This is a genomic window from Kitasatospora sp. NPDC008050 (genome assembly GCF_042957465.1).
Classification (GTDB): Bacteria; Actinomycetota; Actinomycetes; order Streptomycetales; family Streptomycetaceae; genus Kitasatospora.
The window spans coordinates 51,347-65,529 of record NZ_JBIBIJ010000022.1 but is presented as its reverse complement, the minus strand read 5'-3'; the positions used below and the strand labels follow the sequence as shown (position 1 = coordinate 65,529).

Genomic DNA, 14,183 nt, shown 5'->3' with positions numbered 1-14,183 from the left:
GGTAGGCGTGTCAAGGCTGCGTTGATCAGGCCTTTCTAACGTCCTCCCCGAGCGGTGCGGACCTTCCGGTTCGACACCGACCGAATGGAGAGGGACACGCATGACCATCCGCACGCTGACCAAGGTGGCGCTCACCGCGGCCACCGTCCTCGCGGCGACCGCCGGCTTCACCACCGGGGCCCAGGCCGACACCGGCCCGACGGGCTCGGTCAGTGGCCTGGCGGGCAAGTGCCTGGACGTCCGGGCGGCCGGCACCGCCAACGGAACGGCCGTGCAGCTCTACGACTGCAACGCCAGCAACGCGCAGACCTGGACGTACAGCGGCGGCACGCTGGCGGCGCTCGGCAAGTGCCTGGACGTCACGTCGGGCGGGACCGTCGACCGCACGCCGGTCCAGCTGTACGACTGCAACGGCACCGGTTCGCAGCAGTGGGCCTACGCCGAGGGCGGCGTGCTGGTCAACCCGCAGTCCGGCAAGTGCCTCGACGTGCCGGGCGGCAACACCGCCAACGGCACCCAGCTGCAGATCTACACCTGCAACTACAGCGCGGCCCAGCGCTGGTCCCAGCCCGTGCCCCAGTTCCAGCCGCCGCAGCCCGGGCCGTGCTGCCTTGAGCAGCAAGTGTTCGACCTGGTCAACAACTACCGGGCGCAGAACGGCAAGCCGGCGCTGCAGGCCGACCCGGTTCTCGCCCGCACCGCGCAGGACGACGCGAACGCCGAGGCCGCCCACAACCAGCAGGGCCACTACACCATCGACCACATCTTCGACACGCTGCACGCCTACAGCTACTCGCACCCCCTCGGCGGCTTCGCGCAGAACGCGGCGGGTGCGCCCGGCATGTGGACCGACGCGCAGTCGGTGGTCCAGGCCTGGATCAACGAGCCGCTCCACCGGGGCAACATCCTCGGCGACTACAAGTACTCCGGTGTCGCCCTGACCGTGGCCAATGGCACCTACTGGTGGGCGCAGGACTTCATGTCCTGACGCGCTGTCGGTCGCCTCTCGATCATCGAAATTGATCATCTGTTTATTGGCGACCTATAGATTGCTTCCCGAGTGACCGGCCGCTTCTCCGGCGTGCCGGCACTCGGTCCCTTGGAACAGTGAAAGGCAGTTGGCATGACTCAGCGCACCGGACGGGCCGCCCGGCGGATTCTCGGGCTGGCCACGGCGGGCATCCTCGCCGCCACCGGCGTCCTGGCCACCGGCGGCAGCGCCCAGGCCGCCTACAACCCCGGCTCCGCGACCATCTGGAACGACGAGCCGCTCTACCCGGGCTGGCACGTCGACAGCCCCGGCCCCTACAGCACCGGCCGGATGATCATGCAGTCGGACGGCAACCTCGTCGGCTACGTGACGACGGACGGCAACTGGGACCACGCGCAGCCCGTCTGGTCGAGCAACACCGTGGGCTGCGGCGCCAAGGCGGTCATGCAGGTGGACGGGAACCTGGTGGTCTACGCGGCCGACGGTCACGCCTGCTGGTGGACCAACACCTTCAAGGGGAGCCAGTACAACGGCATGTACGCGACCCTGGACGCCGGCGGCCACCTGTACATCTGGGGCGACGACGGGCGCTACCAGCTGAACGGCATGATCGCCTACGGCGCGTTCGTCCCCGTCTGGGGCCACACGCTGAAGGTCCTCTGAGTCACGGGGCGGGTGCCACCGGCTCGGCCCGGGCCAGCCGCCCGGCCAGCTCTGCCACCGCCCAGCGCGGCCGGGCGGCCAGCCGCCCGGCCGCCGACCGGATGGCGGACGGCACGCCGCCACAGGCCGCGACCAGCCGTTGGACGGCGTCCGGCTCGGCGGCCGCCCGGGCCGCGCCGATGATGGCGGCGACCAGCGCGCAGGCCTGCACGAGGTCGAGCGGGCCGAGCTCCAGCCGGGCGGGGGCGGGCCCGCCGGCCGCCTCGATGGGCACCGCGACCGGGAGCCCCGCCGCCGGCGAGCGGCAGGTGACCAGTGCCGCGCACTCCGGGTCCCGCGGCAGCAGCGGTCCGGCCTGCGCCTCGTCGGCGGCGTCGTCCAGCAGCACCAGCACCCGCCGCCCGGCCAGCGCCTGCTGGTAGCGGGCCGCCAGCAGCTCGGCGGGGCCGTGCGGATCCGCGCCCAGCGCCCGCAGGAAGGCCGGCAGCACGTCGGCGGCCGCCGCCGGGCCACCGCGGCTCGCGCCCAGATCCGCGTAGAGCTGGCCGTCGGGGTAGTCCCCACGGGCCAGCTGCGCCGCCTGGATCCCCAGTGCCGACTTGCCGACTCCGGACGGCCCCCCGATCACCAGCACCGGCGCGGCGGACCGTCCGACCTCCCCCAACTTTCCGAGCAGAAGCGCGATTTCTTCACTCCGTCCGGTGAAGTCAGCGGTGGCCGAGGGAAGTTGAGAGGGCCGGGGCCGTGCGGCGGGCTGCCGCACGGCCCGCCGGATCCGCTGGTACAACTCGGTCAGCGCCGCGCCGGGGGCCAACCCCAGCTCCTCGTCCAGGATCTGCCGCGCCCGCTGGAAGGCCGCCACCGCCTCGGCCTGGCGCCCACAGCCGCACAGCACCCGCATCCGCAGATAGTGCAGCCGCTCGCGCAGCGGGTACTGCTCGGCCAACTCCTCTGCCTCAACGAGGAGTTCTGCATGCCGACCGAGCCGCATACCCAGCTCAAGCCGCAACTCCAGTGCCGACAGCCGACGTTCGGCCAGCTTGGCCCGGCTGCGTTCGGCCCCGGCACCGGGCACGCCCGTCAACGCCGGGCCGGTCCACAGGTCCAGGGCGGTCCCGAGCAGCGTCCAGGCGGCGGCCGGATCGTCCTCCTGACGCGCGGCGGCCTCGGCCAGCGCGCTCTCGAAACGGTGCGCGTCGATCCGCTCGGGTGGCAGCTCCAGCCGGTAGCCGCCGGTGATGGAGGCCAGCACCGAGGCGCGACCGGCCACCGGGTCGGCCAGCAGCCGGCGGATCCGGCTGACGTGTGTGCGCAGGGCGGCCGTCGGATCGCGCGGCCAGCCCTCCTCGTCCTCGCCCCAGACCGCCTCGATCAGCTGACGGTCCGTGACCGGCCGCCCCGGCGCGAGCAGCAGTGCCGACAGCACCGCCTGCTGCTGCGGCCGACCCACGTCGAGCGGTTGACCCACCCGCGTGGCCCGCACCGTGCCGAGCAGCGCGAAGCTGAGTGCCATGGGGTGGCCCCTCCCCCGTCGTCCCCGTCCCGTCGCCGTCCGCCCCGGCATTCCGGGGGACACCGTAGCGGCACCCCGGGCCCCCTGGGCAAGTTGGCTGGTCCGGCCGCGGGCCGGCGACATCAGACGTTTATCCGCCCTGGTCATACTGATCACTCGGTTCCCAGGGTGATGGAGTATGAGGATGCAAGGAGCGCGATCCGCGCTGGTCAGCACGGAGTCGGCAGCGGCGGGCGGCGCTCGGCGCCCCGCGGCGGGCCGCTCGACGTGGCAGCGGGCGGCCCGCCAGGACACGGCGGAGCTGCGCTTCACCCTGCTCGGCCCGCTGCGTGGCTGGGTCGGCGAGGCCGAGCTCGACCTCGGCCGCCCGCAGCAGCAGGAGGTGCTGGCGATGCTGCTGACCGCGGCGGGCCGCACCGTCTCCGTCGAGCTGCTCGCCGAGGGCGTCTGGGGCGGGCGGGACTGGCCCGGCAACCCGGTCCAGGTGCTGCGCACCCACGTCTACCGGCTGCGCGCGCTGCTCAAGCAGCACGCCGCCGACTCGTGCCTGGTCACGGTCGGTGACGGATACGCCCTGCGGCTGGCACCCGACGCGCTGGACACCGCCGCCTTCGAGCTCGCCCTGCCGCAGGCCGCGCAGGCCCGCCACGACGGTGCGCCGCCCGGCGAGGTGCGGGCCGTGCTGACCGCCGCCCTGGACCTGTGGACGGCCGAGCCGCTGACCGGGCTGGCCGGACCGCACGCCGAGGCCGTGCGGCTGGCGCTGACCGAGCGCCGGCTGACGCTGCTGGAGGCCAAGCTGGAGCTGGACGCGGAGCTGGGCGACCGGCCCGGTCTCGCCGCCGAGGTCGGTGATCTGGTTCTCGAACAGCCCGAGCGGCAGCGGCTGCGGGCCGTGCAGATGCTGGCCCTGTACCGGGCCGGGCGCACCGCGGAGGCACTCGCCGTCTACGAGGACGTGCGCCGGTCGCTGGCCGGGGTCACGCCGGACCGGGCGCTCTGCGAGCTCCAGGCCCGGATCCTGCGCGCGGACCCGGCCCTCAGCCCGGCCCAGGCCCAGGCGGCACCGGCCGAGCGGCCCCGGCCCGCCGGACTGCCGCCCCGGATCACCGACTTCACCGGCCGGCAGGCGGAGCTGGACCGGCTCACCGGCGTGCTCGCGGCGGGCGAACCCACCGCACCGGAACCCACCGCACCGGAACCCACCGAGCCCGGCTCGGTCCCACCCGGCTCAGCCGCGTCCGATCCCGCCACGCCGGGCCCCGCCGCGCTCAACCCGACCGTGGTGATCTCCGCGATCGACGGCATCGGCGGCGTCGGGAAGACGGCGCTGGCCGTGCAGACCGCCCACCACCTGCTCGACCGCTTCCCCGACGGCCAGCTCTACGCCGACCTGCGCGGCGCCGACCGGGCACCCGCCGAGCCGGTGGCCGTGCTCACCGGGTTCCTGCGCGCGCTCGGCCTCGACGACGCCGCCATCACCGGCGACCTCGCCGAGCGGGCCGCCCTCTACCGCTCGGCGCTGGCCGGCTCCCAGGTGCTGGTGGTGCTGGACAACGCCGCCACCGCCGAACAGGTGGCACCGCTGCTGCCGGGCTCGCCGGGATGCGCCGTGCTGATCACCAGCCGCGGCCGGCTGGGCGGGCTGGCCGGCGCCCACCACCTGCGGCTCGACGTACTGGCCGAGGAGGAGGCCGTCGCGCTCTTCGCACGGATCGTCGGTGCGGCGCGGACCGCGGCCGAGCCCGTGCAGCTCGCCGCCGTGGTCGCGGCCTGCGGTCACCTCCCGCTGGCGATCCGGATCGCCGCCTCACGGCTCGCCGCCCGCCCCGACTGGACGCTGGCCACGCTGGCCGACCGGCTGGCCGACGAGCAGCACCGGCTGGCCGAACTGTGCACCGGCGACATCGCGGTGGAGGCGACCTTCGCGCTCTCCTACGCCGGTCTGAGCACGGATCAGGCCCGCGCCTTCCGCCTGCTGTCGCTGCCCGAGACACCGGACCTCAACCTGGCCTGCGCGGCCGCGCTGCTCGGCCTGGAGCCGGAGGCGGCCGAGGACTTGCTGGAGTCGCTGGTCGACCTCAACCTGCTGGAGTCGCGCGCCTTCGAGCGCTACCGGTTCCACGACCTGGTCCGGGTCTACGCCCGCGGCCGGTGCGCCGAGGAGGAGAGCGCGTCGGCGACGCGTCAGGCGCTGGCCCGGCTGCTCGCCTTCTGCCAGGCCACCGCGCGCCATGCGGAGGCCACGGCCCACGCGGTGGAGCAGGACCGGTGCGACCTGGTCGAGGTCGAACCCGGCGCCGCGGGGCAGCAGTTCGAGAGTGCCCAGCAGGCGATGGACTGGATGCGCACCGAGGCCGCCGTGCACCGGGCGCTGGTCGAGCGCTGCTGCGCGGACCCCGAACTGCCGCTGGTGCGCGCCGCGAGCCTGATCGACAAGATGGGCGCGGTGCTCTTCGACCGCACCTACATGGACACCGTGGCCGAACTCGCGGCCCGCACCGCCGCCGTCGCCGCCGAGCGGGGTGACCAGCGGTGCCAGGCGCTGGCCCGGTACGTGCGCGGCAACCTGCTCTGGCACACCAGCGACTTCGTGGCGGCCGAGGCCGAACTCACCGCGGCGGTCGCGCTCTGCGCCGACGGCTCCGCCCCGCGGCTGCGCGCCTGCGCGCTGCTCGCCCTCGGGTCGAACGCCCGGGTGTACGGGCGGTTCCCCGAGGCGGTGGCGTACTGCGAGGAGTCGATCGAGCTCTTCCGCGAGCTGCGCGACGCGCACTCCGAGGGCGGGGCGCTGGGCGAACTGGCCTTCAACTACGCCAAGCTGGGCCGCTGCGCCGAGGCGCGGGCGGCGGCCGAGCGGGGCGTCGAGCTGAGCGGTGACACCGAGTCGATGGGCCGGGCCACCAGCTGGTACTCGCTGGCCCGGGTGCTGCGGATGTGCGGCGAGCCGGACGCCGCGCTGGCCGGTGCCGAGCGGGCGCTGCCGCTCTTCCGCTCGCTGGGCGTGCCGGCCTTCGAGGCGGCGACCGGCAACCTGATCGCGCAGGTCCACGTCGAGACCGGGCGGCACGAGCAGGCGGTGCACGCCGCGGAGAGCGCGCTGCCGCTGGCCCGTCGCACCAGCGAGATGCTGGCGGCCGGGCTGCTGCGCTCGCTGGGCCACAGCCTGGGCCGCCTCGCCCAGCCGGCCCGGGCGCGGGCCTGCCTGAGCGAGGCGGTGCGCCTCTTCGAGGGCCTCGGGGTGAGCGCGGAGGCCGCCGAGGCCCAGGCGCTGCTGGCCGAACTCGGCCAGCAGGGTCCGCCGGAGAGCCGGTCCTAGGACCTGCGGCGCAGCCCGCCCGCCGCCGGGCGGGCGACCGCGGTCCGATGCCCGCACGATCGACTCCCGGGTACGGTCGTGGCCTACCGCTCGCCACCCGCGAGCCCCGGCAGCCCAGGGGGCCGTCATGCCGTTGACCGGACAGAGCCACATCCGGATCGCCCGACCGTCCCGCGATCTCGCCGCGGCCGAGCGGTTCTGGGTCCAGGGGCTCGGGCTGGGCGTGCTCCACCGGGGCGAGGGCGACCACGCGGCGGGCGAGCACGACCTGCTGATGGTCGGCCTGCCCGACGCGCCCTGGCACCTGGAGCTGGTCGGCGGGCCCGAGCAGGCGCCCCTGGAACCGCGCCCGACCGCCGAGGACCTGCTCGTGGTCTACCTGGACGAGCCGGTCTCCGAGGCGCTGGTCGCCACCCTGGCGGAGCACGGCGGCCGCCGGGTCCCCTCGCCCAACCCGTACTGGAACGAGTGGGGCGTCACCGTCGAGGACCCGGACGGCTACCGGCTGGTGCTCTGCAGCCGCGGCTGGTCCAACTCCTGAGGCCAGGGCCTCAGTCCGCTGCCGCCACAACCTCCGCCGGGCGCTTGAACATCCGGGTGGCCGTGATCTCGCCGTGGATCACCGGGCCGTCCGGGTCCTGCGGGACCGGCAGGCCCGGGCGCAGGTGCTCCTCGACCGAGATGTACTTGAGCCCGGCCCGCAGGTCGGCGTCGTTGCGCAGCCGGATGACCAGCGGGAACTCGGCCAGCGCGGTGGTGTCGAACAGCCCGGTGGTGTAGATCAGCTGGACGCCCAGCGCATCGGCCACCGCGCGCTGCAGCTCCAGCAGGTAGGTGGCGTTGGCGCGCCCGATCGGGTTGTCCAGGAAGAGCGTGCCCGCGTGCCGCAGCTGGGACTGGCCGCGGTCGTTGGCCCGCAGCGCCGCCATCGTGCAGTACAGCGCGATGGCCGCCGTCAGCAGCTGGCCGCCGGAGAAGACGTCGGACATCTGCCCCACGCTCACCCGCTCGGCGCGCAGCACCGCGTCGGGCTTGAGGATCTCCACCGAAACGCCCTTGGGCCCGATCGCGGCGGCCACCGCGCGCAGCAGCAGGGACATGCCGTCGCGCCGCAGGTCGGAGTTCTTCTTCACGGCGGCCATGGTCGCCTCGTCGATCACCTCGCCGAGGCGCTCGGCGAGCACCGTCTGGTCCGGGTCCTCGAAGCGGATCCGCAGGAACTCCTGGCCCGACCACTCCCCCAGCCCCTCGGGCAGCCGGGAGAGCCGCTGGGCGGCGCGCAGCGTGGCCAGCGAGCTCTCCACCAGCCCGCGCAGCCGGTCCACGATGGAGCCGCGGTTGCGCTCCAGCTGGGTCAGCTCGTCGGTGAGCACCCGCAGCCGGGGCGCGAAGGCCTCGGCCCAGGCGGCGGCGTGCTCGGGCAGCGCGGCGGCCGGCAGTTCGCGGATCTGCTGGCGGGCGGGGGTGCGCACGGCCTCGTAGCGGGCCGCGTTGGCGTGCCGGACCAGCCCGTCGCAGGCGTCGCGCACCGCGAGGTCGGCGGCGGTCAGCTCGGCGGAGGCGGTGCGCAGCGCGCGGCGGGTCTCGGTGGCCACGCTGCGGGCCTCGGCGAGCGAGTCCAGGTACGGCTCGGTGGGCGCCTCGCCCTCGTCGGGCGCGTGGTCGCGCAGACCGTCGCGCAGCTGGGCGGCCGCCTCGTCGAAGTCGGCGGCGGCCGACTGCGCGGACTGCAGGGTGCGCAGCAGCTCGCCGTGCTCGATCCGGGCGCCCTCCAAGGCCTCGCGCCGCTCGGCCAGTTCGCCGGTGGCCACCCGCAGCAGCTGCTGGGCGTGCTCGGGATCGGTGGGGACCAGCTCCGCGGGCAGCTCGGTGTGCGCCTGCTCGCCGCCGGCCGGGGCCGAGCGCTCGACCTCGGCGCGCAGCCGGCCGAGTTGCTCGCTGGCGGCGGCCGAACGGGCCTCGATGGTGGCGACCAGCTCCTCGGCGCGGGCGGCGGCGGCCTGACGGGCCGGGCCGTCGGCGCCGTCGGGGCTGTTCAGCAGCTCCTCGGCGCGGGTCCGGACCTTGTTGGTCAGGCGGTCCAACTCGGCCTGCGCGGCGGTCTCGTCGCTCTCCGCGCGGGCCTGCTCGGCCCGCAGGTCGGCGCCGACGCCGACCTTCTCGTAGAGCTGGGCGGCGGCCCGGTAGGCCTCGCGCAGCGCGGGCAGCGAGGCGGTGGGCAGCTCCTCGGTGGGGGTGACGATGCCGGACAGCTCGGCGCGTTCGGCGCGCAGCGTGCGCGCGGTGCGGCGGGCGTCGTCGGCGGCGCGCTGGGCGGCGCGGCGGTCCTCGTCGCAGGCCTGGGCGCGCTCGGCACAGACCGCCTGGCGGCGCTCGCACTCGGCGGCGTCCTCGGCCAGTTCGCGCAGCGAACGGGTCCAGGTGGGCCGCTCGCGCAGCCGGAAGGCGAGGCCGGCCAGCGCGTCCGCGCGGCGGCGGGTCTGCTGCGCGGCCTCCCGGCGCTCCTCGTGGACGGCGGCGGCCGCCGCCCGGTCGGCCTCGGCCTCGGCGTGGTCGGCGCGGGCGGCGGCGAGCTGGGCGGTGGCGAGTTCGGCCTGCTCGGCGGCGGCCGTGGTGGCCTCGGCCAGTTCGGCCAGGGTGCCGGACGGGCAGTTGGAGCGCCAGGAGGCGAGCCGGGCGGCGAGCGCGCGGTCGGCGCCGAGCCGGGCGGCAAGGGTGCGGATCTGCTCGTCGCGGGCGCCGGCCCGCCGGCGCAGCTCGTGGCGCTCGGTGTCGGCGGCGGACTCGTCGTGCATGGCCGGGTTCGGCGGCACCAGGAAGAACGCGGGTTCGTCGGTGATCGGGGCGATCAGCGCGGCGGCGGTGCCGACCGCGACGGTGGAGCGCGGCAGCAGCGCGGCGGCCTGCAGCGCCTCGCGGGCCCTCTCCAGCGAGGACGGGTCGGTGACCACCACGCCGTCGACCAGCTCGGGACGGGCGGCCAGGATCGCCTCGTGGTCCAGCGGGTCGACCGACTGGGCCAGGTAGCGCCAGCCGGGCAGCGCGGGCACGCCCTGCTCGCCGAGGAACTCCACCGTGGCGAGCACGTCGGGGCCGGGCGGCAGCAGGCCGCCGTCGCCGAGCGCGGCCAGGATCCGGGAGTCGTCGGCGGCGGCGGTGCGCAGGTCGAACAGGGTCCGCTCGGCGCCGGCGACGGCGGTGTCGAGCAGCTCGGCCAGGTCCTCGGCGGCCCGGTCCAGCACGTCGGGGGTGAGGACCTGCGACGAGTCGTCCTCGCCGTCGTAGTACGGGTCCAGGCCCAGCAGCTCGGCCAGCCGGGGCTCGGCGGCCAGCTGCACGGCGGTGCGCCGCTCGGCGGCCAGCGCGCGCTGGGTGGCGGTGCGGGCGTCGCTGGCCCGGGCGGCGGCGAGTTCGGCGCGGCCCTCGGCGGCGGCGGCCTCGCGGGTGCGGGCGGTGGCCTGCTCGGCGGCCGCCCTGGCCTGCTCCAGGCCGGCGGTGGCGGCCTGCTCGGCGTCGGCGGCGTGCAGCGCGGCGCGGGCCGGGTCGGGCTCCTCGGTGGTCGGGTCGATCCAGCCGGCGGCCACCGCGGCCTGGGTCTCCTGCTCGACCTCGGCCAGCCGCTGGCGCAGGTGGTCGGCGTCCGAGCGGGCCTTCTGCCCCGCGGTGGCGGCGGCCAGCGAGTCGGCCCGGGCGCGGGCGCCGTCCTCCTGCAGGTCGGCGCCGCGGGCCTCCTCCGCCTCGGCCCGCTCCTCGGCGGTGGTGGCGGCCGCCTCCAGCGCGTGGGCGAGCGCGCCGGCGGCCTGGGCGCGGGCGGCCAGCGCCGGGGCGGCGTCCAGCTCGGCCTCCCGGATCGCGACGGCCACCCGGGCCGCCCGGTCGGCGGCGGCCCGCTGGCGCAGCACGGCCTCGGCGGCCTGCCAGGCGGAGTACAGGGTGCGGGCGTCGAGCAGTTCGCGGCGCAGCCCGGCGGCCTCACTGGTGGCGGCGGCCAGGCTCAGGGTGGCGTGCCGGTGGGTCAGTTCGGCGGTGATCAGCGCGTGCCGGGTGCGGTCGCCCTCGGCCGCGGTGACGGCGCTCGCGGCGGCGGCCACCTCGATGGCGAGGTCCTGGGCCCGGTCCCGCTCGGCGCCGGCCCGGGCGGCGAGCGCCTGGGCGAGTCGGCGGGTGCGGCGCTCGGCGCCGCGGTGCGCCTCGCGGACCGTCTCGCGGGCGGTGGTGGCCGAGACGATCCGCTCCAGCAGGTCGAGCGAGCCGCCGGTGAAGTCGCGCTCGGCGGTCAGTTCGCCGCGCCGGCCGAGCTTGGCGGCGAAGCCGTGCACCAGGTCGGCCAGGCCGTCGGTGTCCCGGGTGTCGGTGACCGCGCGCAGCAGCAGGTCGGTGAAGTCGGCGTCGTGCTTGACCGCGAAGAGGCCGGCCGCCTCGCCCTCGTCGGCGTTCATCTCGCGCTGGTAGCGGAAGAGTTCGGGGTCCAGGCCGAGGTCGCCGAGGTGCTCGGTCCAGCGGTCGTGGCCGTCCTCGAAGGTGAGGTCGAGGTACGGGTAGGCCTTGCCGGCCTCGGTGAGGGCGTCGCGGAAGCCCTTCATGGTGCGGCGCCGGCCGCGCGGGCGGGCACCGGGATCGCCCAGGGGGGCGCGCTCGGCGACCGGCAGCGCGTCCAGGCTCAGGCCCGGGCCGGGCCGGAAGGAGTACCAGGTCTCGGCGAACTTGCGCGGGTCGGAGGAGACCTGGCGCCCGCGCCACTCGCTGGCCTTGCCGACCACGATCAGCTCACCGGTGACGGTGTGCTGCCACTCCAGCGCCACGTGGCCGCAGTCGTCGGCCAGCAGGAACTTGCGCAGCACGCCGGAGCTGGCGCCGCCGAGGGTGTTGCGGTGGCCCGGCAGCATCACCGAGAAGATCAGCTTGAGCAGGACCGACTTGCCGCCGCCGTTCTCCAGGAAGAGCACGCCGGCCGGGGCGGGCCGGCGCGGCGGGCCCTGCGGGTCCTCGCCGAACAGGCCCGGCTGCTGCGGGGCGGGGTTGGCCACCGGCTCGCCGACACCGCGCAGGTCCAGCACGGTGTCGGCATAGCGGGCGCCGGCCGGGCCGATGGAGTAGAGGCGGACCCGGTTGAGCTCGTACATGAACCGACTTTCAGCTAAGGAGTTCTCGGGGACTCACGGCGACGGGACTCACGGACTCGGAGCACGCGGGCTCGCAGCCCGTGACTCGGAGCCCACGGCCTCAGAGCGAGTGGAACGGCAGGCCGGCGTCGGCCACCAGTTCCTCGCTCCGGTCGGCGGGCAGCAGGGTGGCCGTGCCGTCGGTCACCGGGACCACCCCCAGGTCGAGCAGCTCGGCCATCGCGGCGCTGCCGGCCAGGTCGCGGACCTGGAGCTGGTAGCGGGCGGTGGTGCGGTAGGTGCCGCCGGCGTCGTCCGAGGTCTTCTGCAGGAAGCCGGAGTCGACCAGGAAGGCCACCGCCTTGCCGGTGATCCCGATGGTGGAGCCGGCCAGCCGGCGGGCGTCCTTGGTGGCGCCGGTGGTGGAGCGGCGGGCCCAGACCCGCCAGGCGGCCTCCAGACCCGGCGCGTCGCTGGCCGGGTCGGTGTTGTCGCCGGCCTGCTCGGCCTGCTCCTCCAGCCGGCGGCAGGCCTGGCGGACGAAGGCGTCCACGCCGTTGACGGTCACCCGGCCCAGGTAGCCCTCGTCGGCCAGGTCCTCGGGGCGGGGGAAGGCCAGGGCGGCGACCGCGAGGTGGGCCAGGCCGTGCAGGAACCGGTCGGTGGTCTCGGAGGCGGCGCGGCGCGAGTAGTCGCCCATCTTCACCGCGAAGACCGAGTCCTCGGCGGCGGCCAGCGCCATGCCGGCCCGCACCGAGACCTCCAGCACCACCAGGCCGAGCCCGGCGGCCACCGCGTCGGCCAGCCGAGCGAACGGCGGGTCCTCGCGGTGGCGGCGGACCAGCTCGGTGTACTCGGCGTCGCGCGCGGGCAGCAGCTTGGCCTGCAGGCCGAACGAGACCAGCCGGGCGGCGTCGGCGACGTCGGCGGGGGTGACCGCGCTCGCGCGCGGGCTCTCGTCCTGGGGGGTGGTCACGAAGCTTGCTCCTGGGTGCGGGTGGTTGCCTGGGGCTGTCGAGTGCCGGTCACTGGGCGTCCTGCCGGTCGGCCGCCATGCCGACCGCGTCCAGCAGCGCGCTGCCCACGATCAGGTCGGCGCCGCCGAACTCGGGGTCGGCGAGGGTGCTGCCGTCGTCCACCGCGAAGAGCAGCCGCTCCTCGCCCTGGCGGTAGGCGGTGCCGACCGGTGGACTCGCCGCGTGCACCGCCAGCAGCGCGACCAGGTACGGCAGTTCCGGGTCCTGCCGACGGGCGTCGGCGAGCAGGCCGGAGAGCCGGCGCGGCGCGTCCGCGGGCAGGTCGAGGAGCACCAGGGCGGCCTCCAGCTGGGCCTCGGAGAACCGGCTGTCGTCGGGGGTGGCCACCAGGTCGGGGTCCGGCAGCTCGGCGCCCAGGTGCTGGCGCTCCACCGGCGGGGTGAGCAGCAGGTCGACCAGGTCGACGAGCCGCACCGCGGTGGGGGTGCGCAGTCCGGCGCCGCGGGCGAAGAACGCGTCGGTGGGCCGGATCGCCTGGTCTATCGGCAGCCGCAGCACGGGCGCCAGCAGCTGTCCGTACAGGTCGATGCCGGAGCGGGCGGTGGGCGCGGCGAAGGCCTGGCGGTCCTGCTCGGCGCGGAACAGCGGCCCGGCCTCCAGCAGCCGGGTCTGCAACTGGGTGTGCCGGCGGATGCAGTCCTTGACGATGTCGACCAGCTCGGCGGCCTGCCGCTTGTGCTCCGCGCTCTCGGCCTCGTCGCGGGCCCGGCGGATGTTGGTGAGGATCGCGTTCTCGTGCCGGTAGCGGTCGGCGATGTGGTCGAGCGCCTCGTCGATCAGGTCGGGGATGGCCCGCATCCAGTCGACGGCGCGCACGTTGCGCCGGGTGGCGTCCAGCGCGCGGCGCAGCGTCTCGGCGTACTGGACGGTGCGGTAGCGGGCCTGCTCGGCGGCGAGCTGGGCGTCGGCCAGACGGCCGCGGCGGATCAGCACCTCCAGCTTGACCTCGGCGGCGATCTGGGCGGAGGTGACATCGGTGTCCAGCGCGCCGACCAGGACGTTGACCGCCTCGTCGGTGGTGCGCAGGTAGACCCCGCCGTCCGGACCGGGGACCTCCTCGATCAGCTTGAAGTCGTAGTCCCGCCGGACGTAGCCGCCGTCGGCGGCGAAGGTGCCGTAGACCGCGCGAAAGCCCCGGTCCACGCTGCCGACGTTGATCAGCGACTCCAGCACCCAGCGGGCCACCCGCTGGTGCTCGGCGCCCGGGCGCCCGGGATGCTGGGCGGCGACCCGGGGCAGCAGGCGGGCCAGCACTATCTCCCGGTCCGCGCCGGTGTCGAAGTCCATGTGCAGGGTGACCAGGTCGATCGCGGCCAGGCCCACCTCGGCCATCGCGTAACCGCCGTACTCGCCGGCCAGGTTCACCTTGCGGTTGTCCAGGTCGTGCAGCGGCGCGGTGCAGGCCAGCGCCTTGAGCCGACGGGCCAGGCCCTCGTCGGCGGCCGGCCCGGACGCGGGGCGGGTGCCGCCGGCGGGCGGGCGGAGCTCACGCTCGGCGGTTTGATCTGCGATGACGGTCACGGTGGACAAGATTAGGGCCCCGCAGGGACATGGTCCG

The 14,183-nt window shown here is 75.7% G+C and carries 8 protein-coding genes; 4 read left to right on the top strand and 4 right to left on the bottom strand.

The features are described from left to right. Nucleotides 1-100: 100 nt before the first annotated feature. Nucleotides 101-988, top strand: coding sequence for a CAP domain-containing protein (locus tag ACFZB9_RS31875; protein ID WP_391453010.1), 888 nt, complete (start codon nucleotides 101-103; stop codon nucleotides 986-988). A 135-nt stretch (nucleotides 989-1,123) separates the two neighbouring features. Next, the gene (locus ACFZB9_RS31870; RefSeq protein ID WP_391453008.1) at nucleotides 1,124-1,654 is read left to right on the top strand and encodes a hypothetical protein; all 531 of its coding nucleotides are present in this window, start codon (nucleotides 1,124-1,126) and stop codon (nucleotides 1,652-1,654) included. Nucleotide 1,655: 1 nt separating this feature from the next. Here ACFZB9_RS31870 and ACFZB9_RS31865 read toward each other — a convergent pair whose 3' ends face one another. Then, nucleotides 1,656-3,167 (bottom strand): BTAD domain-containing putative transcriptional regulator, encoded by a 1,512-nt coding sequence (locus ACFZB9_RS31865; protein ID WP_391453006.1) that lies wholly within the window; start codon nucleotides 3,165-3,167, stop codon nucleotides 1,656-1,658. A gap of 184 nt (nucleotides 3,168-3,351) precedes the next feature. On the opposite strand from ACFZB9_RS31865, the gene ACFZB9_RS31860 reads away from it, so the two are divergent. Then, nucleotides 3,352-6,486 (top strand): BTAD domain-containing putative transcriptional regulator, encoded by a 3,135-nt coding sequence (locus ACFZB9_RS31860; RefSeq protein WP_391453005.1) that lies wholly within the window; start codon nucleotides 3,352-3,354, stop codon nucleotides 6,484-6,486. 127 nt (nucleotides 6,487-6,613) lie between these two features. Then, nucleotides 6,614-7,027 (top strand): VOC family protein, encoded by a 414-nt coding sequence (locus tag ACFZB9_RS31855; RefSeq protein ID WP_391453004.1) that lies wholly within the window; start codon nucleotides 6,614-6,616, stop codon nucleotides 7,025-7,027. Between the two features lie 10 nt (nucleotides 7,028-7,037). Here the strand turns inward: ACFZB9_RS31855 and ACFZB9_RS31850 are convergent, their stop codons facing one another. From ACFZB9_RS31850 to ACFZB9_RS31840, 3 genes are all read right to left on the bottom strand, one after another. After that, a complete protein-coding gene (locus ACFZB9_RS31850) occupies nucleotides 7,038-11,609 on the bottom strand; it encodes a hypothetical protein (RefSeq protein ID WP_391453003.1) in 4,572 nt (1,523 codons plus the stop codon). 100 nt (nucleotides 11,610-11,709) lie between these two features. Next, on the bottom strand, nucleotides 11,710-12,564 hold the full coding sequence (locus ACFZB9_RS31845; RefSeq protein WP_391453001.1) for a hypothetical protein: 855 nt from the start codon (nucleotides 12,562-12,564) through the stop codon (nucleotides 11,710-11,712). Between the two features lie 49 nt (nucleotides 12,565-12,613). Further along, nucleotides 12,614-14,146, bottom strand: a complete 1,533-nt coding sequence (locus tag ACFZB9_RS31840) for a hypothetical protein (RefSeq protein WP_391453000.1) — start codon at nucleotides 14,144-14,146, stop codon at nucleotides 12,614-12,616. Nucleotides 14,147-14,183 lie beyond the last annotated feature (37 nt).